Source organism: Nitrosospira sp. TNL200, assembly GCF_055386305.1.
On sequence record NZ_AP041003.1, the window covers coordinates 867072 to 890250 of the forward strand.

Consider the following 23179-nt stretch of genomic DNA (forward strand, 5'->3'; position numbering starts at 1 on the left):
TCCAGATTGCTTCAAACCGCGATGGGTGATGGGTCAATAACAGATTGCAACAGATTGGAGGGCGCCAGCTTTTGAAGTTCCTTTTCCAGGCGCCGACGGATGCGCCACGCAGCCCACGACTGGCATTGAAAATCGGGCTATCCTCCCCCGATATCCCTGTTGCTGGCGAGCCTGCTCAATAAATGGCTTCTGACCGCCGGCCATTCATGCTGAAGTATCGAATACACCACCGTGTCCCGAATCGAACCATCGGGCATCCTTTGGTGGTTGCGCAAAATGCCATCCTGTTTGGCCCCCAGCCTTTCGATGGCAGCCCTGGAAACCTGGTTGAAATAGTGCGTCCTGAACTCCACCGCTATCGCGTCCTTCTGCTCGAAGGCATACCGGAGCAAAAGCAGTTTACTTTCAGTATTTACGCCGGTTTTACAAGCGGACTTTGCATACCAGGTGTAGCCCAGCATCGGTCTTTTATTTGCTTCATCCACGTTGTAGAAGCGCGTGGTACCAACAATCGTACCTGTTTTATTGAGAGAAACGGCAAATGCCGCATTCCCTTTTTTTGCTTCATCGATGGCGCCATTCACATAGCTTTCCATCCGCTGCGGGGAAGGAACACTGGCAAACCAGAGCTTCCACAATTCCCCGTCGGCCACGGCAGTCTTCAAGGGCTCGATGTGGTCCCTTTCGAGAGGATAGAGGGTTACCAGTTCCCCCGCCAGTATGATGCGTTCAAGCCAGGCCATTTATCGCTTGTTTATTGCACTGGGAATCGGGCTGCCGATCCACGGATTTCACGCCTCGATGGGCCGCGCGTTTGCGCCATGCTGCCGTGGCGATCAGAACATCGGTTTCTTTTTTGCCGAGTTGTAGCGTTTGACTCCTCCCATGATTTCCGCCTTGGCGTCCTTGATGCCGACCCAGCCGGTTATTTTTACCCATTTGCCCATTTCCAGATCCTTGTAGTGAGCGAAGAAATGGGCTATTTGCGAGAGGATCAGTTCGGGAAAATCGTCATAGGATTTTTTCTTGCGATAGAGACCGCACAGCTTGTCGATAGGAACTGCCAATACCTTGGCATCCTCACCGGCCTCATCGGTCATTTTCAGCATCCCGAGAGCCCTGCAGCGCACCACCACCCCGGAAATCAGGGGCACCGGTGAAATGACCAGGACATCGACCGGGTCGCCGTCCTTCGACAGGGTATGGGGAATATAGCCATAATTGCAAGGGTAGTGCATCGAAGTGGCCATGAACCGGTCGACGAACATGGCGCCGGTTTCCTTGTCGACTTCATATTTTATCGGATCGGCATTCATCGGTATTTCCACGATGACGTTGAAATCGTTGGGTACGTCGCGGCCGGAAGTTACTCTGTCGAGATTCATGTCTGTTCCAGTGTCATATTCATATCGGACAGCGATTATTATACTTACAAGTCCTGGACCTGCTCTCACTTTCGATGCGCATGCTGCTCGGCCTGGCTATCATGATTGCAAGCGCTTATGCCCTGCTGGCGGCATTCCTGTTTTTTGCCCAATCGCATCTGGTCTATTTTCCGCAAACCGGAGGAGATTTCATTGCGACGCCCGAACAACTGGAATTACCCTATGAATCAGTGACTCTCCGGACGAAAGATGGTCTCTCGCTTCATGGCTGGTTTGTGCCCGTGCAGGCCGCAAGAGGGACAGTGCTGTTCTTCCATGGCAACGCGGGGAATATATCGCACCGGATCGACTACCTATCGATGTTCCACAGGCTGGGGTATCAGACATTTATTTTCGATTATCGCGGCTATGGCCAAAGCAGCGGTACTCCTTCGGAACCCGGCACGTACGCCGATGCCGAAGCAGCGTGGAATTATCTCGTAGAAGAAAAGGGCATCCAGCCGGACCATATTGCATTATTCGGCGAATCCCTCGGCGGCGCGGTTGCCGCATGGCTTGCAGCGCACGAACGGCCGGGATTGCTGGTTCTGGCTTCGGCCTTCACTTCCTTGCCTGATATGGCGGAAAAAATATATCCTTTTCTGCCAGTACGCCTGCTTTCCCGCTTCAATTACAATACGCTCGAATACTTGCGGTCGGTTGTCTGTCTGGTGCTCATCGCGCACAGCCCACAGGATGAAATCGTTCCTTTCGCACATGGCCAGGCGCTGTATGAGGCCGCGCCGGAACCCAGGGAATTCATTGAACTGGAAGGTGGTCATAACGATGGGTTCATTTTCATGCGGGAAGCCTGGATGCGCGCATTATCGGAGTTCATGGCGCGAAGCCTGGCAACGTATAAATAACGAAGGCGGCTTACCGCAGGCGGGCAAGATGGAAGGAAAAATAAAAGAGCTTGCTAGCTCCCTTGCTCCTCAAGCACTGCTGAATTTTGATCCTGGGAACATATCATGCTGATCCTGGCACATCGCGGCTACCATGCCGCCTTTCCTGAAAATACATTTGGCGCTTTCGAGGCAGCGGTGAACATGGGGGTGAGCGGGATCGAAACCGACGTCCGTCTCAGTAAAGACTACGCGCCGGTACTGGTCCATGACCGCGTCGTGGGCGGATATCCGGTAGCGGAGCTTACGCGCGGCGAGCTGGAGCAGGTGATGGGCCACGAAGTGCCGACCCTGGATGAAGCGTTGGAGCATTTTCGCAATGTGCTATGGAACATCGAGGTCAAGGCGGCAGTGGCGCTGCCCCTGGTCATCCGGATACTGGAGAAACATCATGAAACCCATCGCATTGTGGTCACTTCTTTTCGCCATGACCTGGTGGGCATCTGCGCATCGTCCCTCAAGGTCAATTGCGGATTACTGGTTGCGCATCGGCCCCAGACTCTCGATTCGCTGCTGGCAGACCTCAACCATAGCGATAATCCCAGGATCAATCACATCGTCTGGGATTACGAGGTGATGGATGAAAATCTCTTGAAAGAGACCGCCGCCAATGGTTTTCGCAATTTCGTTTTTGGCCCGGTAACGAAAGTGGAGCATGATATTTGCCGGGAACTGGGCGTGGATGGAGTCATAACCGATTATCCCCAATTGGCGCAATATGGCTGATCCCGGCATGGCGGGACTGCCATCATAGGCAGAGGACGCGCACCATGCCAGGTTCAGGGACTCCCTTATTCAACGACCTTGATAACCTGACCGGGCACCGGCTCTCCGGCGGGATAATGCCCGTTGAGCAGGCGCAAGTAATTTTCCGCGTGGCTTCTCAAAGGGGACTTCGCTGCAAGGCTGCCATAGGTCGTGCCCCTGGTGACCCTGATGGTTTTGATCTCCAGGGGTTTGATCGATTTTTTCTCCCTATCCGAAAGTGCGCGAAAGCTTTCGATAGTCCCGGAAATTTCTTCCCGGTGACGATCGAATGCCTCGGAAGAATCGCCCCTGCCCGCAAGAAGGTATGCGTTATCCCCGAGATAGATGACACCTGCCTTGAATGGCTTTCCACCCCATTCTGGCGACGAATTCAGGATCGCGGTAGGCAGGCCATTGCTGGTCATCGATAATATCTGCACGGCGGAATCGAGCCGGAGACGTTCCCGCGCAAGATCAGCAGGCGAACCGCGGGCCTTGTCGAGAAGGCTCAAGGCCATTAGCGCTTTTCCGTCGGGACTGGTCGCCACGACTTCCTGGGGCTGGTTCTGAATGCGCCATTCGGGAGGAAATGACAGCGTGAACCCCATTTCCCCATGCTGAAAGGTATTTCCCCTTACGATCCCATGCTTGGCCGAATCGCCGAAAATCATCCCCTGGGTGCGGCGCAGGAACTCCTCGCGCCGGTCATCCGCCACGCCGGACTTCGTATACTGCTGTGCTTCGGCGATCACCTCCTGCAGCCGTGTATCGTTATCTGGATGAGAGGCAAACAGACCGTGATATCGCCGTGGCTCCCGCCCTTCCTCCCGTGCGACCTCGATGTCGAACAGCTCCTGGTTCTTGAGCACGGCGATGACCCTTATCATAGCTTGTGGATCGTAACCGCTTCGCGCCAGATATTCGGCGCCGAGACGATCCGCCTCCAGTTCGTGGCTGCGCCCATAGCCTGAAAGCAGAACGTCGCCGCCAAACCCCAGAAGGCTTTGAATGCCCTGGGCCAGTTGCCCCCCGAGTTGCGGGAGGAATACTGACGCGGCGATCCCCCCAACGGTGGTGGCGACGTTGGTGGCGGTTGCAGCGCTGTATTGCTGGACGCTGTGCCGCGCCGTGACATGGCCGATTTCATGCCCCAGCACGGCGGCAAGCTCGGCTTCAGAGTTGAGATATGCCAGGATGCCGCGGGTTACGTAGATGTAGCCTCCAGGCAGAGCAAACGCATTCACCTCAGGGCTGTCGACAACGGTGAAATGATAGGCTAGCTTGGGTCTATGGCTGTTTTTGGCCAGCTTCTGCCCGATTTCATCGACATAAGCCTGCAATGCGGGCAGGTCGTTATATACTTCATACGTCTTGCCTATCTCTACAGCCGCCTGCTGCCCTTTGCGCGTCTCGTCCGCTTCCGACAACAGGGTAAAATTCCTGTTTCCGGTAACCGGATTGACCGCGCAGGCGGCCAGCAGCAGGCAGGCCAGTCCGGAGAGAAGGGTTAATCCCAGATCCGGCAGTTGACCGCTCATTTCCGGTTTAGATCGATGACCCATAAAGATTTTTCGCGGTACGCGACATCCACTTGTATGGTAGATTCGCTACAGGGACGGATTGCGCGATTTTTGCGGCACGGGGCTACGTTGCAACTCCTTGGAATGGAATAGCCATTCCAAGGAGTTGTGCCTTGCCCTGCACTCCAAAAATCACACTCGACCCTGTCCAATTGCCGGATTCAGGTTAATGCGCGTTTCATGTCTGTCACCGTCGTGGGTGCGAAGCAAGTGTTAACCGACCCTGGCAGCAGCAATGATTCGCCAATAAAAAAGGCAGCCAGTGGCTGCCTTTAAAACATACAGACAAGTTCTTTCTTATCTTTCTTAAACTGCTGCCTGCTTTTCGGCCTTCTTGCCGTATTTTTGACGGAATTTCTCCACCCGTCCCGCTGTGTCCACGATTTTTTGCTTTCCGGTATAGAACGGATGGCAAACCGAACACACTTCGATGTGCAGTGGCTTGCCCATGGTGGACCGCGTCTGGAAGGTGTTGCCGCAACTGCATGTCACGGTAATTTCCTGATAATTTGGATGAATTCCTGATTTCATGACTTTATTCTCCTTGCTCCTGTTCAAGCGATACCGGATAGGGCCGCCAGCGAAAACCGCATATTATCCACTAGTAAGGGATAGGTTACAACAGTATGTTCAGAAGCTGGATTGCGTGTCGAGATAATACCGGCGACGGTAAGTGGAAGGTAGGCAGTAACCTGCATTACGGGGCCGGGGCGGCTCGCACTTTCTTTTTGACAAAAGTGATCGAGCCGTGGGGTACGCGGGTTATTTCAGCCTTCCACCCTGAAATGCGTGGCGCGTCGGAAGTATGCTTATACCCGGCGCATTGAATCGAAGAAATCCGCGTTATTTTTGGTGGCCTTGATTTTGTCGAGCAGGAATTCCATTGCATCCATGTCATCCATGGGATAGAGCAGTTTGCGCAGCACCCAGATTTTTTGCAGGACATCTGGCTTGATAAGCAGTTCCTCTTTTCGGGTGCCGGAGCGGTTGACGTTGATGGCGGGATAGGTCCGTTTTTCCGCCATGCGCCGGTCGAGGTGGATTTCCATGTTGCCGGTGCCCTTGAATTCCTCATAGATGACATCATCCATGCGCGAGCCGGTATCGACCAGCGCTGTGGCGATGATAGTCAGGGAACCGCCTTCTTCAATGTTGCGGGCAGCGCCGAAAAACCGTTTTGGCCGTTGCAGCGCATTGGCGTCGACCCCGCCGGTAAGCACTTTCCCGGATGCGGGCACCACGGTATTGTAGGCGCGCGCAAGGCGGGTGATGGAGTCCAGCAATATCACCACGTCCTTCTTGTGCTCCACGAGGCGCTTGGCTTTTTCGATCACCATGTCGGCCACCTGCACGTGCCGCACCGCGGGCTCATCGAAAGTGGATGAGACCACTTCACCCCTGACCGAGCGGATCATTTCGGTCACCTCTTCAGGACGCTCGTCTATCAGCAATACCATCAAAATGACATCCGGATGGTTGGCGGCAATTGCATGCGCGATATGCTGAAGCATCACCGTTTTTCCGGATTTGGGGCTTGCCACCAACAGGGCGCGCTGTCCTTTTCCGATGGGCGCGATGAGGTCGATAATGCGGCTGGTCACATTTTCTTCAGCTTTGATATCGCGCTCAAGGAGCAGGCGCTGCGTGGGGAAGAGGGGGGTGAGATTTTCAAAGAGTATTTTGTGCTTGGAATGCTCGGGTGGTTCGTTATTGACTTTGTCCACCTTGACCAGCGCAAAGTAGCGCTCCCCGTCCTTCGGGGTTCGAATTTCGCCTTCTATGGAATCCCCGGTGTGCAGATTGAAGCGCCTGATCTGGCTGGGGGAAACATAGATGTCGTCAGGGCCCGCGAGATAGGAGGTATCCGGAGAGCGCAGGAAGCCAAAACCGTCCTGCAATACTTCCAGAGTGCCTTCTCCAAAAATGCTCTCGCCTTTGCGTGCCTGATTTTTCAGCAAGGCGAAGATCAAATCCTGTTTTCGCAGGCGGTTGGCTCCGTCTATTTCGTTGGCGATAGCCATCTCCACCAGTTCGGTGACGTGAAAGTTCTTGAGGTCGGATAAGTGCATGAGTGGAACCCGCGAAGGAGTAAACAGGCGTAGAGCGTCTGGAGCGTTGGGAAATGCTGACGGGGCGTAACTAGATTTAGAAGCGGTTAACCTGACTTGGTTCCGCTTTGCTTTAAATAAGGGAGGCTTGACTATAAGATTAACGGGTTTAGATATGGCTGTCAATAAACGCGGTCAATTGGGATTTGGATAGCGCACCGACCTTGGTTGCTTCGATATTTCCATTCTTGAACAGCATAAGCGTGGGTATGCCGCGAATGCCATATTTCTGCGGCGTGGCCTGATTCTCGTCGATATTCAGCTTGGCGATCTTGAGGCGATCCCCGTATTCCTGCGCCACTTCATCCAGGATGGGAGCAATCATCTTGCATGGACCGCACCATTCAGCCCAGTAATCCACCAGCACCGGCGCAGTTGCCTGCAATACTTCGGATTCAAAAGTTCCGTCGGAAACGTGATGGATGTGCTGGCTCATTAGGCTCTCATTCAAAGGTTGATGTATTTAGTTGGGCGAGGCGGCAAGGCTGAGTACCCAAAACCGCTTTCAGAGACAACTCGGAACCGGAAAGCCGATTCTCAAAATTAACAGGATCATTCCCGCATGCCTGATATTTCTATTGCGGAGTTCCTCATGTTCAGTATGCAGTATGCTAGCGAAAAAAGACGAGAAAGGGAAGAGTTCATTGCACCAATTGTAGAGAACAATAACTATCCAGTCTTGTAGCGGATGATTTGTACGACTTCAACCATATTGAGGAGAGTGCTTTGCTGGCTTGGGGCTGGATCCAGGGTCAAGCCCCGGATGACGTGTTCATGGCATTTTCTGGCCGGATCAACAGCTGCTGCAGACAGGATGAAATGCATCTCCGGTTTGAACTGATGCAGGAAACTACCGGGTTTCCCCCGATTTTCCCCAGGAATCCCGAAGCGTGACTCCTCTGTTGAATACGGGTTTGCCCGGCATCGAATCCTTGTTGTCCGCGATGAAGTACCCGTGGCGCTCGAACTGGAAGTGCTCTTCCGGTTGCGGCTGATCCAGCGAGGATTCCACCAGCGCGCTGATGATGTGTTTGGAATCGGGGTTGAGTGCTTCCTTGTAATCCCGCCCGCCGGCATCGGGATAGGGGTGCGCGAACAGGCGATCGTAAAGCCGCACTTCCGCCTTCCCGGCGTGTTCCGCGGAGAGCCAGTGGATATTGCCCTTGACCTTGCGTGTTTCCGCGCCCGCCGTGCCGCTCCGGGTATCGGGATCATAAGTGCAGTGGATTTCCACGATTTCGCCATTGGCATCTTTTATGACGCCAGTGCATTTTATGATATAAGCATAACGAAGCCGTACCTCCTTTTCGGGAGAGAGGCGGAAATAGCCCTTGGATGGCGTTTCCATGAAGTCGTTGCGTTCGATATAGACGGTCTTCGTGAGGGGCAGGGTGCGGGTTCCCCACTCGGGCTTTTGCGGGTGATTCGGCGCGAGGCAGTCTTCTTCCGCATTTTCGGGAAAATTGTCGATCACGACTTTCAGCGGATCGAGAACGGCAACGCGCCGGGGCGCGCGCTCATTCAAATCCTCTCTCAGGCAGTCCTCCAGCACGCCCATGTCTATCCATGAATCTGCCTTGCTGATGCCAATGCGCTCGGCGAAGAGACGGATGGATTGGGGGGTGTAGCCGCGGCGCCGCAGGCCCGCCAGGGTGGTCATGCGCGGGTCGTCCCAGCCATCGACCAGGTGATTCTCCACAAGGTCGATCAGCTTGCGCTTGCTCATGACGGCATAGGTAAGGTTCAGCCGCGCAAATTCGATCTGTTGCGGATGGCAGGGAAGTGCGTCGCTCAACTGGTCGAGTGTCCAGTCATAGAGCGGACGGTGATCTTCGAATTCCAGGGTGCACAGGGAATGGGTTATTTTCTCCAGCGAATCGGAAATGCAGTGGGTATAGTCGTACATCGGGTAGATGCACCATTTGTCTCCGGTCCGGTGGTGCCAGACCCGGCGAATCCGGTAGATGACGGGATCGCGAAGATTGATGTTCGGAGCGCTCATATCGATTTTGGCGCGCAGGACATGCGTTCCATCAGGGAATTCGCCGGCTTTCATGCGGTGGAACAAGCCCAGGTTTTCCTCGATGCTTCGATCCCGGTAGGGACTGTTGCGTCCGCTTTCGGTCAACGTGCCCCGGAAGTCGCGGATTTCATCGGCTGTCAGGCTGTCGACATAGGCTTTGTCGCGGGTGATGAGGTATTCGGCGAATTGATATAGCTTGTCGAAATAGTCCGAAGCATAATGCATGCAATCGCCCCAGTCGAAGCCGAGCCACTTGACCGACTCGATGATGGAGTCCACATATTCCTGCTCTTCCTTTTCGGGATTGGTATCATCGAATCGCAGATGGCACTTGCCGTGGTAGTCACGGGCAATGCCGAAATTCAGGCAAATGCTTTTGGCATGACCGATATGAAGATAGCCGTTCGGTTCCGGGGGAAAGCGGGTTTCCACCCGTCCATTCCATTTGCCTGAGCGATTGTCTTCCTCGATGATGCTGCGGATGAAGTTGGAAGCAACTGGGCTGTTGGCTGCAGGTTCGTGTTTCAAGTTATCCTCTTGGGTGTCATGAGATGCTCCTTGCTGTTCGGACTATTATAGTGGGAATCACTTTCGTAAAAATTTACTCTGAGCTTGCTTTTCCAATAGAGTGGATGTTTTTCGAAACCGATGCATAGCAATTTTATGCTGGAATGTCGGGTTGCGCTGCGTTAACCCTGGCCTACAATGCTGCAATAACCTGTTTCGAGCTTACTTCTCCATAGTCGAGTGTCGCGGCGAGGCAGCCGGCGGTATTTGCACTAAACTGGTTAACATGAAGCCGTTGACGTTTTCCATTTTGCGCACGTTGAACGATGGCGAATTCCATTCGGGCGCGGCCATTGCCGAAAATCACGGTATCTCGCGAAGCAGCGTGTCGAACGCCTTGCGCGGACTGGATGAAGTGGGGCTGACGGTATATAAAATCCATGGCCGGGGTTACCGGTTGAGCGAACCGATGCAATGGCTGGAGCGAGACCTGATCCTGGAATACCTCGGATCGCAATCGGATGCCTTTGCCCTCGAAGTGCTGGATAGCGTCGAGTCGACGAATACTTTTTTACAGCACAGGGCCGCAGCGGAATTGAATGCAAAGAGCGATCGCATTCAGGTGGTGGCGGCGGAATTGCAAACTGGCGGACGGGGACGCCATGGACGGAAGTGGCATTCCGGCCTGGGGGATAGCCTTACATTTTCCTTGTTGTGGCGGTTTCCCCAGGGCGCGAGCTTCCTGTCAGGCTTGAGCCTGGCAACCGGGGTTGTCATCCTGCGCGCGCTCGAATCCGTCGGGGTGCAAGGCGCTACCCTGAAGTGGCCAAACGATGTGATATTCAATTTCTGCAAGCTTGCCGGCGTATTGATCGAATTGCAGGGCGACATGCTGGGCCCTGCCGTTGCAGTGATCGGGATCGGCATGAACCTGAGATTGTCGGACAAGGTGCGGGCGAACATCCCCCAGGGTACGACAGATGTGTTTTCCATGGCTGGCAGGATGCCGGATCGCAACAGAATGCTCGCTGCGCTGATGATGGAGCTATCCCGGGCGTTAAGGGAATTCGAGCAATTCGGCTTCGCATCCTTCAAGGAAGAGTGGATAAGCCGCCATGCCTACGAACATAAAGCCGTGATGCTTCATCTGCCTGATGGTTCGAGCAGGGAGGGCACGGTAAAAGGCGTGGCGGATGACGGGTCGCTGCTTCTGTCGGCATCATCGGGAATCCACCGCTATAGCGGTGGCGAAATTACGCTACGGAGGGCATTTTGAAATGAAATCATCCTTACCTCTTCTGCTGGCAGTTGATTCCGGCAATACGCGAATTCAGTGGGGCCTGCATGATGGACAGGACTGGGTAAGGCAGGGGGCCGCGGAGGTGGCGCAGGTTCCGGAGGGAACGGCGGGGACAACGGAAGCGAAGGATGGACTGGTGCTGCTGGACAAGGAATGGGGGGATATGGAGGAACCGGTCCAGATCATGGTGTCCCACGTGGGCGGAGCCAGGGTCGCGGAAGAGCTATCCAGATCATTCCGCCGCTGGCAGGCGGAACCTCGATGGATTACCGCTGCCGCATACCAGTGCGGAGTGCGCAACTATTATGCAGAGCCCTCGCAGCTTGGTTGCGACAGGTGGGCTGCGCTCATCGCTGCGTGGGAGCTGCAGCGCCAGGGTTGCCTTGTGGTTGACGCAGGCACCGCCATGACTGTCGATACGCTTTCCGACACTGGAGAGTTTCTCGGAGGAATCATCACACCTGGCCTTGCCCTGATGCAAAAAGCATTGATTGAAAATACCGCTGCCCTGGAACAGGGAAATGGAAAGTTTTGCGAGTATCCCGATCGCACCGAGGATGCCATGTACACGGGCGCGTTGCTCGCAATGGCCGGGGCGGTGGATCGCATGGTCGCGATTCTTGCAGCTACGCTGGGGCGCGTACCCGATTGCATTCTCAGCGGCGGCGCGGCGCAGCAACTTCAGGCACGGCTCGATGCCACCACCGTGGTGATAGATAGCCTGGTGCTCGATGGTCTCAGGATAATTGCCCGGGAAACGCCAGCTGCTGTTTCGGAGATCTAAGGAAGCGCTGAATAAATCCTCGCTGAGCGGCGTTGCTGGTAAAATCGGGATGATCATAAGGCGCGCGACGAAGGTCGTAGCCGGGACTACGATGCCAGGGAGCGCAACGCAGTGGCTCCCCAGAGCGTGGCCCGAGGGCCCCCGCGAAGCGGGGATCGGGCAGCGGCGGGGATGCCAGAGCGCGCCAAAGTATACATGGGGCGCCAGCAGCCCGCTACGGGGTCGCATCTTCCTCTGGAAGAAACTGCTCCGCCCTGCGCGGTCGCACCATTCGCGTCGTCGCCTTTCGCGCATCCCATCCCGCGAAGCCACCGCCGCGCCAGCGGAGATTTATTCAGCGCTTCCTTAAGCCTGATGCTGGCTGAAGAACGGATTCCCCCTATTTTTCCTGCTATTCGCCGAGTTGGACCAATGATCATGTCGGTTTTTCACCCCACAACCTTTTTTACCACCGTCAATCGCTTGCGGGACCTGCCGCCTCCAGCCGGTATCGAGATTGCGTTCGCGGGACGGTCGAACGCGGGCAAATCCAGCGCCATCAATTCACTGACCAATCGTGGGAGACTGGCTTTCGTGAGCAAAACGCCTGGCCGGACGCAGCACATCAACTTTTTCCGCCTGGGACGTGGAGGCTTTCTCGTGGATCTGCCGGGGTATGGCTACGCAAAAGTCCCTGCGGAAATCCGCGAGCATTGGCAGCATCTGCTTGGCACCTACCTCAGGACGCGGGAATCTCTTCATGGACTGGTGCTCATAATGGATGTGCGGCATCCACTGACGCCGCTGGACCGGCAAATGCTGGCCTGGTTTGCCGAAACCGGCAAGCCGGTGCACGCGCTGCTCACGAAATCGGATAAACTCTCGCGGCAGCAGGCGGGAAAGGTGCTCCATGGCGTAACGCAATCGCTGCGTGAAACTTATCCGCAATGCAGCGTACAATTATTTTCCAGCATGACGCGCGAGGGAGTGGACCAGGCGGCTTCGGTTCTTGGCGCGTGGCTCGGACTGGATTCGCTTTCACGGACCGGAGATTCGCATAGACTGGAAACGAAAAACGCGAAAAACCCAGAGGATGCCGATCCAGGAATAGCGGGCATAAAAAACCCCCGGTTAAAGGGGAATAAAACCGGGGGCAAACTACCTTAATAGGGATTAAGGTACCCGCTCAGGGAGGAAAAGCGGGAGACAATCAAGCAACGTCTGTAAGTAAGATAAGCAATTCGAGTACAAGTTCCCGGATTTTTGAATATTTACTGTAAAATTTTAGTGGTTATTTCCAAGTCATTAATTTCAAATCATTAATATGTCAGCTTTCAGCCAGTTTCCCCAAAGGAGAATGCGGCGCATGCGCCGCGATGGATTTTCCCGCCGTTTGATGCGGGAAAGCAGATTGCATGCCGATGACCTGATCTACCCGGTATTCGTGCTGGATGGGGAAAAACGTGAGGAGCCGGTGCTGTCGATGCCCGGCGTGGTAAGGCAGACTCTCGACCTGCTGATGCGCCGTGCGGAAAGCTGCCTGGAGCTTGGCATACCTGCCATGGCTCTTTTTCCCGTAATCGACACGGGCCTGAAAGATCTTGCCGCGTCCGAAGCGCTCAACCCGGAAGGCCTGGTGCCCAAGGCGGTGGGACAGCTCAAGAAGCATTTTCCCGAATTGGGCATCATTACCGACGTCGCGCTGGACCCCTACACCAGTCATGGCCAGGATGGACTCATCGACCGCCAGGGATACGTGCTGAACGATGAAACGGTAAAGGCGCTGGCGCAGCAGGCGCTGATACATGCTCAGGCCGGGGCGGACGTGGTGGCGCCTTCGGACATGATGGATGGGCGTGTGGCAGCGATTCGCGCCATGCTGGAAGATCACGAATGCATTCACACGCGCATTCTCGCCTATGCCGCCAAATACGCATCGAGTTTCTATGGGCCGTTCCGGGATGCTGTAGGCTCCGCCGCGAACCTGGGTTCGGGAAACAAGTATACCTACCAGATGGATCCCGCCAATTCGGATGAGGCGCTATGGGAGGTGGGGCTCGATCTGGAGGAAGGCGCTGACATGATCATGGTCAAGCCGGGCATGCCCTATCTCGATATCGTCCGCCGCGTGAAAGATCGGTTCGGGGCACCCACTTTCGTCTACCAGGTCAGCGGGGAATATGCGATGCTCAAGGCAGCGGCGCAAAATGGATGGCTGGATGAGCAAAGTTGCGTGCTGGAAGCGCTGCTGGCATTCAAGCGGGCGGGGGCGGATGGCATCCTCACCTATTATGCGATGGATGCGGCAAGATGGCTGGCGGCGCGCTGAATCATCCTGGCAAATCCCTGCAGAGGGGTGTGGCTGGTGGCGCCCGATGCGGCGATATCCGGGTTTAGTGCGAGAAAAATTCCCTGATTATATCCTCTGTCGATCTGATCACGTCTTCTAGCTTGTTTTCGGGTTCGGGCGGCAACTGCTCGGGCGGCAACTGCTCCTCGAGAAATTGTTCGGTCACGGTGCCGGCTGCGTCCCGCAGTCCGGTTTCAGGATTGATTTTGGCTGTGACCACTCCCGGGGGAGGGGTGATTTTCGCCACGGGAACGTCTTTCAAAGCCTTGCCCATGTAACTTATCCACATGGGCAGCGCGGCATGGCTGCCGGTTTCCTTGTCGCCCAGTGGCCTCGGATTATCGAAACCAATCCACGAGATGGTTACCAGATCCGGCTGGTAGCCGCAAAACCAGGCGTCGACGTGGTTGTTCGTGGTGCCGGTTTTCCCCGCCAGATCGTTGCGGCCCAACTGCTTGGCCCTGGTTGCAGTGCCGCGCTGCACCACGTCCTGCATCATGCTGGTCATGAGAAACGCGTTACGCGGATCGATGATCTGCTTGGCATTCTGCCCGGCGACCGCCGGTTCCGATTGCACCAGTACGTTGCCTTTTTCATCTTCTATGCGCTGGATGAAATAGGGCACTATCCGGAACCCTCCATTGGCGAAAGCGGCATATCCGACGGCCATCTGCATCGGCGTAACCGAACCCGCGCCCAGCGCCATGGACAGATAGGGCGGATGGAGCTTTGGATCGAACCCGAAACGGGCGATGTAATCCTGGGCATATTGCACCCCAATGGCCTGAAGGATGCGAATCGACACCAGGTTCTTGGATTTTGCTAGCGCCACCCGCATGCGCAGGGGGCCGTCGTAATTGTCATCGAAGTTTCTAGGGTCCCACTGTTCGCTTCCAGTTTCCTCCGCGGTAAAAGAAAGGGGCGCGTCATTGATGATCGTTGCGGGAGTAAAGCCCTTTTCCAGCGAGGCGGAGTAGATGAAGGGCTTGAAACTCGAACCCGGCTGGCGCCAGGCCTGGGTGACATGGTTGAACTGGCTGCGATTGAAATCGAACCCGCCAATCATGGCGCGAATCTCACCGTCACTGGAATTGATGGATACCAGCGCTGCCTCGACCTGGGGGAGCTGCGCGATTTGCCATCCTGTGTCGTTCTTCCGTATGCGAATCAGGGAGCCCGCACGGATATGCTTCTTGTTCGCCTTGTTCCCCAGGAATTTCTGGGCGAATTTGAGACCGTCGCCGCTTATTTCGATGATCTCTCCGCCTTTGCGGTAGGCCTTGACCAGCTTGGGGTCGGCGGCAAGCACCACGGCAGCAAGAAGATCATCGCTGTCGGCCACTTCCGTGAGCGCGTCTTCAAGTATCTCATCCCGGTTCGAGGTGGCGGCGGGTAATTCGAGCACCGCTTCAGGGCCGCGATATCCATGCCGCCGGTCATAGTCGATCACTCCCTCACGCACCGCCTGGTACGCCGCATCCTGGTCGAATTTCCTTACCGTGGTGTAGACCCTGAATCCCTTGCTGTAGGTTGCGTCCTGATATCGGTCGTAGACTGCCTGGCGGGCCATCTCGGCGATATACTCGGCCTTCATTGGAAATTCCTGCGATTCGCGCTTGACATGCAGCGGCTGGTCTTCCGCCAGCTTGAACTCTTCTTTGGAAATATAGCCCAGCTCCTGCATGCGCCGCAGAACATAAAGCTGACGTGTTTTGGCACGCTTGGGATTGACTACCGGATTGAAGCGCGATGGGGCTTTGGGCAAGCCCGCAAGCATCGCTGCTTCGGCAAGGCTGAGCTGCTGCAGGGATTTTCCGAAGTAAACCTGGGCGGCGGCGGCAAAGCCGTATGCGCGTTGCCCGAGATAGATCTGATTGAAGTAGAGTTCGAGTATTTCGTTCTTGCTCAAGCTGTGCTCGATCTTGAACGCCAGCAGCGCTTCGCTGAATTTTCGGGTGAGTGTTTTTTCTTTCGTCAGAAAAAAATTCCGTGCCACCTGCATCGTTATGGTGCTGGCGCCTTGCCTTACCCCTCCCGAGGTGAAGTTCGAATAGGCGGCACGCAGTATGCCGATATAGTCGACCCCGCCGTGCTGGTAGAACCGGTCGTCTTCCGCGGCGATGATCGCCTGCTTCAACTGTGCGGGTGCTGCGCTGATCTTGACCACCTCCCTGCGCTCTTCGCCGAATTCTCCGATCAGCAGGCCTTCGGCGCTATATACCCGTAGGGGAATCTTGGGCCGATAATCCGTCAGTGTCTCGAGCGAGGGCAGCGAAGGAACCGTTACCATCGCCGCAAAAACAACGAGGAGAGCAACGAACAAGCCCAATGCGAGAAGCGCGGCGAGTGAATAGATCAACGGGCGCATCAGCTTGTGAAGCGAGCAGTAAAGAAGATCAACAGGAACATGCGCGCAATTATAGCAAGCCGGGGTTCAATCTCGTGAAAGGGGCGAAGATAAATATGAACCCAAATCCGGCTGCTGGCCGCTCATTTCCGGTTTGGAGACATGATCCGCAAAGACTTTCCGCTGTAACTCGACGTTCATCCATGGTGAGTCCGCTACAAGGCGGATTGCGTGATTTTTGTGGCACATGGCTGTGTTGCCACTCCCTGGAATGGAATGACCATTGCGCTTCGCCCCCTTTCGCCCATCCCATCCCGCAAAGCCATCGCTGCGCCAGCCAGGATTTGGTCTGTGTTTTTCTTGAGCAATACAACTGCATTGGCATTGCAATTATATTGCAATTATAAAGACTGGCGCCGGAAAGGGTACGAATGGCGGGATTCACCCGCGGGAGTGTGCATCAGTCATCCGGTTGGCAGCAATGGGGTCTTGTTCAGGATCTTCCTTGTATTTTGATGCCTGGGTGCCACGGATACAAAGCAGGCGGGAAGAAAGGAATTCCGTATGAATAAAAATGAGGGATGAAATTGCCGATTAGAACAGCAAGGGGTTTTTCGTAAGCGCGACCAGCACGATATACAGAAAGACAGCCTGGGCCGCTATCAATGCCCGGATTCTCGTCTTGCGGGTTTTTCCATACTTCAATGCCATCATGCCCAGAACGATGTAAAGCAGCAATCCCCCGACCTTCGCGCTGAGCCAGGAGTCGTGAATCGGGTCCTGGTGGATTCTGATGGCGAGCGTGATGGCACTGGCCAGCAGTACCGTGTCCACCACATGCGGCATGACCTTTACCCAGCGTCGCTGCATGGCAGCAGACTCCTGCAGCATCCATATGCTGCGCAATGAAAACAGCAGGTAGCTGACAATGACGCTGCCGACATGGATCATTTTTATTGCTGCGTAACTCATACGCCAGGTTTCCTAGAGCCTGTTAATACTTGTTTCCCGCTCGCGTTGCCGTGCGAAAAAGCGTGAGGGCAAGGTCCGAAACACACCCTTAATTTCCGCCGGGCATCCAGCCATGGCTGCCGGCCACCGCGCCGGCGACGGCGACAAGGCTCAGGCTTAGCAGTATCCAGTGCATGCGCTGGGCCGATGAAACCGAATTTTCTGCATTATCCGCGACCGATTTTTGTATCTTCTTGCGCAGCACCAACGGCTCCGCGATGAACAGCACCAGGGTGAATATCAGCCACACCAGCACCATGGCATGCATCCACCAGAAGCGCAGCTCGGTGAAGCGGTCCCAGGCATCCAGCAAATAGACCATGTAAAACCCGCTCAGGCCGACCAGCAGGGTGGTAAAGCGCGCCTGGGCGGCAAAGCGGCGTTCGATTCGTCCGAAAAAATCCGTGCGCTCCTCGGCGGAGCGCATTTTCGATATGGTGGGAAGCAATACAGTGGTGACCATGGCTACGCCACCTATCCACAGCACGACTCCCAACACGTGCAATACCCGGGCAAAGGCAAACTCATTCATTACAGTACGGTCCTTCACAATTTTGTTTGGCCGCCATGCTGGCGAGCGATATCACTTCCCAAACTTGGACTCGGCTTCATCCGTGGAATTCACTGCAGGGTCAAGGAAGCGTTGAATAAATCTCCGCTGGCGCAACGGCGGTTTTGCGGGGAGAAGTCCGGCGCTACTCCAGCGCCTCGACGCGCAGGGGTTCACACGCAGCGAGATCGGATTCGCTGCATGGCGGCAATTGCGAGGATATCTCTCGTAGAGCCGTACGCAAGCCCTCTTCGAGAGTCGGATGATAAAAAGGCAGGCGCAGCATATCCTGCACGGCAAGGGACCGGTCGATGGCAAGCGCCAGCAGGTGCGCCATATGCTCGGCCGCAGGCGCAGCCATTTCTGCCCCAAGCAGCCGGCCGTTCTCCCGGTCCGCGTACAGGCGGAGAATGCCGTGGTTGCGCTGCGCTATGCGGGCCCGCCCCTGTTTTTCGAAACGCACCGTCCCGGTCAGTATGCGTCGGCTGTCCAGCGACTCGAAGCGCTTTCCCACGATGGCGATGCCAGGCTCGGAAAAAATGATTGCCAGGGGGGCTCGCCGCTGGAAGCTGAAAGGCGTGGGGCGCATGGCGTTAATTCCGGCTATGTACCCTCCATCCGCCGCTTCGTGCAGGATTGGAGCCTGGCGGTTGGCATCTCCCGGCAGAAAAACTGGCAGATCGGTTATTTGCATGGTGTCGGGATCCACAGGGGGCAGTCCGTGTTCGTCGAGTTCGACCCCCAATGTTTCAAGCCCCAGGCCATCAATATTGGGGCGCCGCCCGAGCGCGACGAGAACGCTGTCGCAGGCGATATCGCTGCCGTTCGTGCTTACCTGCAATTGATCGTTGTCCATCCGGAGATCCGCCTTCTCGCCCGTCAGCAATGAAAATTCCCTGCCCAGAAGATCCACCGCGATGGCATTGACCTCGGGATCGCTCAATCTGGCGATATTTTCGCCTTTGCTGAACGCGCTTACGTTGATGCCAAGCCGCGAAAGTGCCTGTGCCATCTCCACGCCGACAGGCCCCAGGCCCAGCACTCCCATGCGGGAAGGCAGGGTTTCCTGTTCGAATAGGGTATCCGTGGTCAGCAGCCTTCCGCCGAGCGCCTGCCATTGTCCGGGGATCACGGGACGGGACCCGGTAGCAAGGATGATGCTGCGCGCATGGAGTATGCGTCCGTTTACTTCCAGCCTTCCCACGCCCAGCAATCGCGCGCGGCCGGATATGGCGCGTTCTCCCAGGTCGCTCGTTGCTTTCAGCGTGCCTGCGACGAATCCATCCCTGAGCTTTCGTACGCGCTGAAGTACCGCCGCAATATCGATCGTGATATTTTCCGCCCCCCGGATGCCGAATTCGGCGAAGCGGTTACGGTGGTGAAAGGCATTGGCCGCTTCGATGAGAGCCTTGGAAGGCATGCAGCCTACCCGGGCGCAGATTGTGCCCCATGGACCATCATTGATGATGACGAAATTGCTGGTGCGTTTTCCGACTTCCCGCAAGGCGGAAAGGCCTGCCGTTCCACCCCCCACGATAATGACGTCCAGTACGTTGCTCATTCGGTTTTTCCTGGCTAATTAAGTGAGGTAAACCCCCGGCTTTGCCGGGGGACTCCGAAAGGTTTGACCTTTGCGTCGGTCGGAGATGGTTTTGAATCGGTGCATGGAACTGGAGAGGCCCTATGATCGAAGTAATGTTTGCAAGAGAGATCAACTTTGGAGCTGTACGCCTCACTGCGCCGCGAAGCGGCTCACGGTTTTGAGACCCCTTTGAGGGGTTCACCCAATAAACCACCGGCTTTGCCGGTGGTAATTTAATTGCTGCGCGTCGTGCCGCAGTGTCACACGATCACACGGTCGCACGGCGAATGGTACGGTTTGCTATTCCTGCGGCGCAGTCTCCATTACCGGCGGGGCGGAGCCGGCCTGGCCACCGGAGCCGGTTTGGTTTCGCGGCGGCGCTTTCCGTCCGTCCGGGCCGGCGCTCCCGGCTGATCTGGCTAATTTTCCGGCGCTGGATGGCCTGGATTTCGTTTTTGAAGCCAGCCAGTCGCGGGAAATTTTTTGCGCCTGCGCCAGTTGACGGGTGTTGAGGGAGCGCATGACGTCATCGCGCGCGCCCATCGCCTGCTGCACGCCCGCGGCGGCGGCCAGGTTCAGCCAGACATAACTCTGCACCGGATCGGCGGCAAGTCCGTGTCCGCTGCGATAGATGAGCCCCAGCTCATATTGCGCCAGGGCGTAGCCTTGTTCCGCTGCAAGCTTGAGCCATTTCGCAGCTTCGGCAAAATCCTGCAGCGCTCCATTGCCGGTGAGATACAGAAGCCCGAGCTTGTACTGCGCATCGCTATCCCCATTTTCAGCGCTTTCCTCATATAGCTGCACTGCGAAGTGGGGGTCATCCACCTTGTCTGTTTTTGGAGAGTCCTGCGATTTTCTTTCTCCCATGGAGATATCGGCGCCATCGGGCGATTTCGAACCTGTGACGTATCCCGGGCTTAACTGCTTTGAGGGAGCGGCGGGTAGCGGCTTTTTGGCGGCGTCGGCCGATTTTCCCGGCTCGGCTGGGGAATCCGCTACTTCCGCCACGTCGGTCATGGAGCCGTAGTACTCGTCGATGTTATTGGTGATTACGAGCCAGATGACCCCAACCAGCAGTCCCCCCACACCCAGCAAGGATGCCGTTGCAATATAGGCGTTCGGGTTAGGCACCCAGAAGCGTTCCTTGCATTCCCTGCAGCGTATGGGTTTCCGAAACCACATCGCAGCGGTGCGCTCGCCGCTTCTGACGCGAGATCCGTGCGTCTTTTCACTTCCGCACTTGATACATTTCCTGGGCATGATACTCCACCGGTCCTGCTATTCTGCTTTAAGACGGCAAATATTCCAGTTATCTGCGCTATCCGCATAGTGACTTTGCGGACCGGACAAGCACCAATCTGTTTCCGCCATGATATTCTTTTTATGTGTTTTTTGATATAGCAACGGAAATAGCGCGGGGCCTAGGGAAGCGCTGAATAAAACTCCGCTGGCGCGGCGGTGGCTTTGTGGGATGGGATGCGCGAAAGGCGACGACGCGAATGGTGCGACCGCGCAGGGCGGAACAGTGTCTTCCGAAAGGAAGATGCGACCCCGTAGCGGGATGCCTGCGCCCCAGCAAAACTGTGGTGCGGTCGAAGCATCCCCGCCGCTGCCCGATCCCCGCTTCGCGGGGGCCCTCGGGCCACGCTCTGGGGAGCCATCGCGTTGCGCTCCCTGGCATCGTAGTCCCAGCTACGACCTGCGTCGCGCGTCTTCTTATGATCATCCCGATTTTACCAGCAACGCACTCAGCGAGGATTTGTTCAGCGCTTCCCTAGATTCCCGCGCCGCCATCGTATACTTCGTTGCGTATTTGCGCCTGCGAAATGGCGCTGCCCGGCGGTACGCTGCGAGTAAGCCAGACGTTGCCGCCGATGGTCGAGCCCCGGCCTATGGTGATGCGGCCGAGTATGGTTGCTCCCGCATAAATGATGACATCATCTTCCACGATAGGGTGGCGCGCATTGCCTTTTACCAGCGCGCCATGCTCGTCCACGGGGAAGCGCTTGGCGCCGAGCGTTACCGCCTGGTAGAGACGGACATGCTCGCCTATGATGGCGGTTTCCCCGATGACTACGCCAGTTCCGTGATCGATAAAAAAACTTCCTCCGATCTGCGCCCCCGGATGGATCTCGATACCGGTAGCGGAGTGGGCGATTTCGGAAATCATGCGTGCAATCAGGGGAACGCCCAGGCGATAAAGCTCGTGTGCCAGGCGATAATGCGTGATTGCGGTGATGCCGGGATAGCAAACCAGGACTTCATCGATGCTCCGGGCTGCAGGATCGCCCTCGTAGGCTGCCTGGATGTCGCTTTCGAGCAGGCTGCGAATATGCGGCAGGCGCTGCGCAAAAGCCTTGATGAGGGCAAAGGCCTGTTCCTGGTCCTGATCGCTGATGGTTTCGAGGCCAGAAACAAAGCGCAGCTCGCGGCGCACTTGCGCCAGCAATTCCCGAAGCGTGACATCCAGCATGTACCCGACGTAATAATCCACGCTTTCGTTGGTGAGCTCCGGCAAACCGAGCCGGTTGGGAAACAATATGGCGCGCAGGCCATCCGCCACGCCAATCAGCACTTTCCGCGAGGGAAGCTTGGGTGGCTTGTTCCGCCTTTGCCGGCTCTCCAGCGATTTCACCCGTAGCTCCCGTAGCTGGGAAACTACAGCGTCAATCTGTAAACTTGCGCCTTTCAATGGCATATCGCTCCTTTGCCGTCTACGGGTCATGCTATGGAACGTTTCCTGTGAGCTGATCCTCAAAAAGGATAGAGCTTAGATATCGCTCTCCGGAGTCCGGCAGGATGACGACAATCGTTTTACCCGCATTGTCCGGATGCCTGGCATATCTTGCCGCCACGGCGACCGCCGCTCCGCAGGAGATTCCCGAGATGATGCCTTCTTCCCGCGCGAGGCGGCGCGCATATTGCACCGCTTCCTCATTGCTGACCTGCTGGATATCATCTACGAGCGCGAGATCCAGATTTGCAGGCAGGAAGCCCGCGCCTATTCCCGGAATCTTGTGGGGAGCCGGCTTCAGGGCTTCGCCAGCGCGGTGTTGCGTCAGCACCGGGCTCGCCGAGGGCTCGACAGCAACCGAGCAGATCGCTTTTTTCCTGGTGTGCTTGATATACCGCGATACTCCCGTCATGGTTCCTCCCGTACCCACGCCGGCAATAAAAATATCGATCGACCCATCGGTATCGTTCCAGATCTCGGGCCCGGTGCTTCGCTCGTGGATGGCCGGATTGGCCGGATTGGTAAACTGCTGGAGCAGGACGTAACGGCCGGGATTGGAAGCGACAATTTCCTCGGCTTTCGCCACTGCCCCCCCCATGCCTCTTGCGCTTTCAGTCAAAACCAGTTTTGCGCCATAAGCGGAAAGCAGCTTGCGGCGTTCCATGCTCATGCCTTCGGGCATGGTCAAGGTCAGCGGGATGCCACGCGCCGCAGCAACAGAGGCCAGGGCAATACCGGTATTGCCGCTCGTAGGTTCCACCAGTTCTTTTCCATCGCCAAGGAGCCCGCGTTGCCCGGCGTCATCGACCATCGATGCCCCTATGCGGCACTTGACCGAATAGGCGGGATTGCGTCCCTCGATTTTGGCCAGCACAACTGCGGGGGCGCCATCGGTCACGCGATTCAGCCGGACCAGTGGCGTATTTCCGATCGACTGCGAGTTATCCTTGAACCATCGCGGCATGCCGCAGCTTCCTTTGTGTCTGGTTTATTCGCGAATTTGATTTTTATGGTAGAGGCTTTAACTTAAATCCGGCAGTTGACCGCACATTTCCAGTTTAGAGCCATGATCCACAGAGACTTCCGCAGTACTTTAACGTTCACTTATATGGTGAGTTCGCTACAAGGCGGATTACGCGATTTTTGCACCACATGGCTGTGTTGCAACTCCTTGGAATGGAATAGCCATTCCTCGTGGCAGCGCCTTGCCCTGCACTCCAAAAACCGCACACTCCACCCTGTCCAATC

21 protein-coding genes are annotated in these 23179 nt (G+C 56.2%); 7 read left to right on the forward strand and 14 right to left on the reverse strand.

The window, feature by feature from the left end; translation table 11 throughout:
• Positions 1-137: 137 nt before the first annotated feature.
• The gene (locus tag ACZ5CE_RS03905) at positions 138-743 is read right to left on the reverse strand and encodes a GNAT family N-acetyltransferase (RefSeq protein WP_464576427.1); all 606 of its coding nucleotides are present in this window, start codon (positions 741-743) and stop codon (positions 138-140) included.
• A gap of 93 nt (positions 744-836) precedes the next feature.
• Complete coding sequence (gene ppa, locus ACZ5CE_RS03910) at positions 837-1385, reverse strand: inorganic diphosphatase (RefSeq protein ID WP_464576429.1); 549 nt, start codon at positions 1383-1385, stop codon at positions 837-839.
• 74 nt (positions 1386-1459) lie between these two features.
• Between ppa and ACZ5CE_RS03915 the strand changes: the two genes are divergently transcribed.
• Together ACZ5CE_RS03915 and ACZ5CE_RS03920 are read left to right on the forward strand one after the other, a co-directional pair.
• Positions 1460-2290 (forward strand): alpha/beta hydrolase, encoded by an 831-nt coding sequence (locus tag ACZ5CE_RS03915; RefSeq protein ID WP_464576430.1) that lies wholly within the window; start codon positions 1460-1462, stop codon positions 2288-2290.
• A 105-nt stretch (positions 2291-2395) separates the two neighbouring features.
• Positions 2396-3055 carry a glycerophosphodiester phosphodiesterase gene (locus ACZ5CE_RS03920; protein ID WP_464576432.1) on the forward strand — a complete coding sequence of 220 codons (660 nt, stop codon included), beginning with the start codon at positions 2396-2398 and terminating at the stop codon, positions 3053-3055.
• A 65-nt stretch (positions 3056-3120) separates the two neighbouring features.
• Here ACZ5CE_RS03920 and ACZ5CE_RS03925 read toward each other — a convergent pair whose 3' ends face one another.
• From ACZ5CE_RS03925 to ACZ5CE_RS03945, 5 genes are all read right to left on the reverse strand, one after another.
• Entirely contained in the window at positions 3121-4614 is a 1494-nt protein-coding gene (locus tag ACZ5CE_RS03925) for a M48 family metalloprotease (protein ID WP_464576434.1), read from the reverse strand.
• A gap of 348 nt (positions 4615-4962) precedes the next feature.
• On the reverse strand, positions 4963-5187 hold the full coding sequence (gene rpmE / locus ACZ5CE_RS03930; RefSeq protein ID WP_464576436.1) for a 50S ribosomal protein L31: 225 nt from the start codon (positions 5185-5187) through the stop codon (positions 4963-4965).
• Positions 5188-5465: 278 nt separating this feature from the next.
• Positions 5466-6725, reverse strand: a complete 1260-nt coding sequence (gene rho, locus ACZ5CE_RS03935; RefSeq protein WP_464576437.1) for a transcription termination factor Rho — start codon at positions 6723-6725, stop codon at positions 5466-5468.
• Positions 6726-6873: 148 nt separating this feature from the next.
• Positions 6874-7200, reverse strand: coding sequence for a thioredoxin TrxA (gene trxA, locus ACZ5CE_RS03940; RefSeq protein WP_464576439.1), 327 nt, complete (start codon positions 7198-7200; stop codon positions 6874-6876).
• Between the two features lie 414 nt (positions 7201-7614).
• A complete protein-coding gene (locus ACZ5CE_RS03945) occupies positions 7615-9315 on the reverse strand; it encodes a glutamine--tRNA ligase/YqeY domain fusion protein (RefSeq protein WP_464576441.1) in 1701 nt (566 codons plus the stop codon).
• 265 nt (positions 9316-9580) lie between these two features.
• Here ACZ5CE_RS03945 and ACZ5CE_RS03950 point away from each other — a divergent pair, with 265 nt between their 5' ends.
• From ACZ5CE_RS03950 to hemB, 4 genes are all read left to right on the forward strand, one after another.
• The gene (locus ACZ5CE_RS03950) at positions 9581-10570 is read left to right on the forward strand and encodes a biotin--[acetyl-CoA-carboxylase] ligase (protein ID WP_464576442.1); all 990 of its coding nucleotides are present in this window, start codon (positions 9581-9583) and stop codon (positions 10568-10570) included.
• 1 nt (position 10571) lies between these two features.
• Positions 10572-11378 carry a type III pantothenate kinase gene (locus ACZ5CE_RS03955; protein WP_464576444.1) on the forward strand — a complete coding sequence of 269 codons (807 nt, stop codon included), beginning with the start codon at positions 10572-10574 and terminating at the stop codon, positions 11376-11378.
• Positions 11379-11795: 417 nt separating this feature from the next.
• Positions 11796-12524, forward strand: a complete 729-nt coding sequence (yihA, locus tag ACZ5CE_RS03960; RefSeq protein WP_464576446.1) for a ribosome biogenesis GTP-binding protein YihA/YsxC — start codon at positions 11796-11798, stop codon at positions 12522-12524.
• 157 nt (positions 12525-12681) lie between these two features.
• Complete coding sequence (gene hemB, locus ACZ5CE_RS03965) at positions 12682-13686, forward strand: porphobilinogen synthase (protein WP_464576448.1); 1005 nt, start codon at positions 12682-12684, stop codon at positions 13684-13686.
• A gap of 64 nt (positions 13687-13750) precedes the next feature.
• Here the strand turns inward: hemB and ACZ5CE_RS03970 are convergent, their stop codons facing one another.
• Positions 13751-16075 (reverse strand): penicillin-binding protein 1A, encoded by a 2325-nt coding sequence (locus ACZ5CE_RS03970; protein ID WP_464576450.1) that lies wholly within the window; start codon positions 16073-16075, stop codon positions 13751-13753.
• On the opposite strand from ACZ5CE_RS03970, the gene ACZ5CE_RS03975 reads away from it, so the two are divergent.
• Positions 16054-16461 carry a hypothetical protein gene (locus tag ACZ5CE_RS03975; RefSeq protein ID WP_464577571.1) on the forward strand — a complete coding sequence of 136 codons (408 nt, stop codon included), beginning with the start codon at positions 16054-16056 and terminating at the stop codon, positions 16459-16461. The genes ACZ5CE_RS03970 and ACZ5CE_RS03975 overlap by 22 nt on opposite strands.
• A 187-nt stretch (positions 16462-16648) precedes the next feature.
• Here ACZ5CE_RS03975 and ACZ5CE_RS03980 read toward each other — a convergent pair whose 3' ends face one another.
• The 6 genes from ACZ5CE_RS03980 to cysK all read right to left on the reverse strand — a co-directional run bounded on the left by ACZ5CE_RS03980 (position 16649) and on the right by cysK (position 22895).
• Positions 16649-17026 carry a SirB2 family protein gene (locus ACZ5CE_RS03980; RefSeq protein WP_464576452.1) on the reverse strand — a complete coding sequence of 126 codons (378 nt, stop codon included), beginning with the start codon at positions 17024-17026 and terminating at the stop codon, positions 16649-16651.
• Positions 17027-17114: 88 nt separating this feature from the next.
• Positions 17115-17597 (reverse strand): hypothetical protein, encoded by a 483-nt coding sequence (locus ACZ5CE_RS03985; RefSeq protein ID WP_464576454.1) that lies wholly within the window; start codon positions 17595-17597, stop codon positions 17115-17117.
• Between the two features lie 163 nt (positions 17598-17760).
• Positions 17761-19176, reverse strand: a complete 1416-nt coding sequence (locus ACZ5CE_RS03990; RefSeq protein ID WP_464576455.1) for a dihydrolipoyl dehydrogenase — start codon at positions 19174-19176, stop codon at positions 17761-17763.
• A 321-nt stretch (positions 19177-19497) separates the two neighbouring features.
• Positions 19498-20328: a tetratricopeptide repeat protein gene (locus ACZ5CE_RS03995; RefSeq protein WP_464576457.1), complete on the reverse strand. Its 831-nt coding sequence runs from the start codon at positions 20326-20328 to the stop codon at positions 19498-19500.
• 643 nt (positions 20329-20971) lie between these two features.
• Positions 20972-21895 carry a serine O-acetyltransferase EpsC gene (gene epsC, locus ACZ5CE_RS04000; protein WP_464576459.1) on the reverse strand — a complete coding sequence of 308 codons (924 nt, stop codon included), beginning with the start codon at positions 21893-21895 and terminating at the stop codon, positions 20972-20974.
• Between the two features lie 28 nt (positions 21896-21923).
• Entirely contained in the window at positions 21924-22895 is a 972-nt protein-coding gene (gene cysK / locus ACZ5CE_RS04005; RefSeq protein ID WP_464576461.1) for a cysteine synthase A, read from the reverse strand.
• Positions 22896-23179: the final 284 nt, after the last annotated feature.

Coding starts and splice junctions, on each gene's coding strand:
- yihA (WP_464576446.1), top strand. CDS start 11,796: ATGTCGGTTTTTCACCCCACAACCTTTTTTACCACCGTCAATCGCTTG.
- cysK (WP_464576461.1), bottom strand. CDS start 22,895: ATGCCGCGATGGTTCAAGGATAACTCGCAGTCGATCGGAAATACGCCA.
- ppa (WP_464576429.1), bottom strand. CDS start 1,385: ATGAATCTCGACAGAGTAACTTCCGGCCGCGACGTACCCAACGATTTC.
- rpmE (WP_464576436.1), bottom strand. CDS start 5,187: ATGAAATCAGGAATTCATCCAAATTATCAGGAAATTACCGTGACATGC.
- ACZ5CE_RS03915 (WP_464576430.1), top strand. CDS start 1,460: ATGCGCATGCTGCTCGGCCTGGCTATCATGATTGCAAGCGCTTATGCC.
- ACZ5CE_RS03950 (WP_464576442.1), top strand. CDS start 9,581: ATGAAGCCGTTGACGTTTTCCATTTTGCGCACGTTGAACGATGGCGAA.
- ACZ5CE_RS03905 (WP_464576427.1), bottom strand. CDS start 743: ATGGCCTGGCTTGAACGCATCATACTGGCGGGGGAACTGGTAACCCTC.
- ACZ5CE_RS03990 (WP_464576455.1), bottom strand. CDS start 19,176: ATGAGCAACGTACTGGACGTCATTATCGTGGGGGGTGGAACGGCAGGC.
- ACZ5CE_RS03955 (WP_464576444.1), top strand. CDS start 10,572: ATGAAATCATCCTTACCTCTTCTGCTGGCAGTTGATTCCGGCAATACG.
- hemB (WP_464576448.1), top strand. CDS start 12,682: ATGTCAGCTTTCAGCCAGTTTCCCCAAAGGAGAATGCGGCGCATGCGC.
- ACZ5CE_RS03970 (WP_464576450.1), bottom strand. CDS start 16,075: ATGCGCCCGTTGATCTATTCACTCGCCGCGCTTCTCGCATTGGGCTTG.
- trxA (WP_464576439.1), bottom strand. CDS start 7,200: ATGAGCCAGCACATCCATCACGTTTCCGACGGAACTTTTGAATCCGAA.
- ACZ5CE_RS03980 (WP_464576452.1), bottom strand. CDS start 17,026: ATGAGTTACGCAGCAATAAAAATGATCCATGTCGGCAGCGTCATTGTC.
- rho (WP_464576437.1), bottom strand. CDS start 6,725: ATGCACTTATCCGACCTCAAGAACTTTCACGTCACCGAACTGGTGGAG.
- ACZ5CE_RS03985 (WP_464576454.1), bottom strand. CDS start 17,597: ATGAATGAGTTTGCCTTTGCCCGGGTATTGCACGTGTTGGGAGTCGTG.
- ACZ5CE_RS03925 (WP_464576434.1), bottom strand. CDS start 4,614: ATGAGCGGTCAACTGCCGGATCTGGGATTAACCCTTCTCTCCGGACTG.
- epsC (WP_464576459.1), bottom strand. CDS start 21,895: ATGCCATTGAAAGGCGCAAGTTTACAGATTGACGCTGTAGTTTCCCAG.
- ACZ5CE_RS03920 (WP_464576432.1), top strand. CDS start 2,396: ATGCTGATCCTGGCACATCGCGGCTACCATGCCGCCTTTCCTGAAAAT.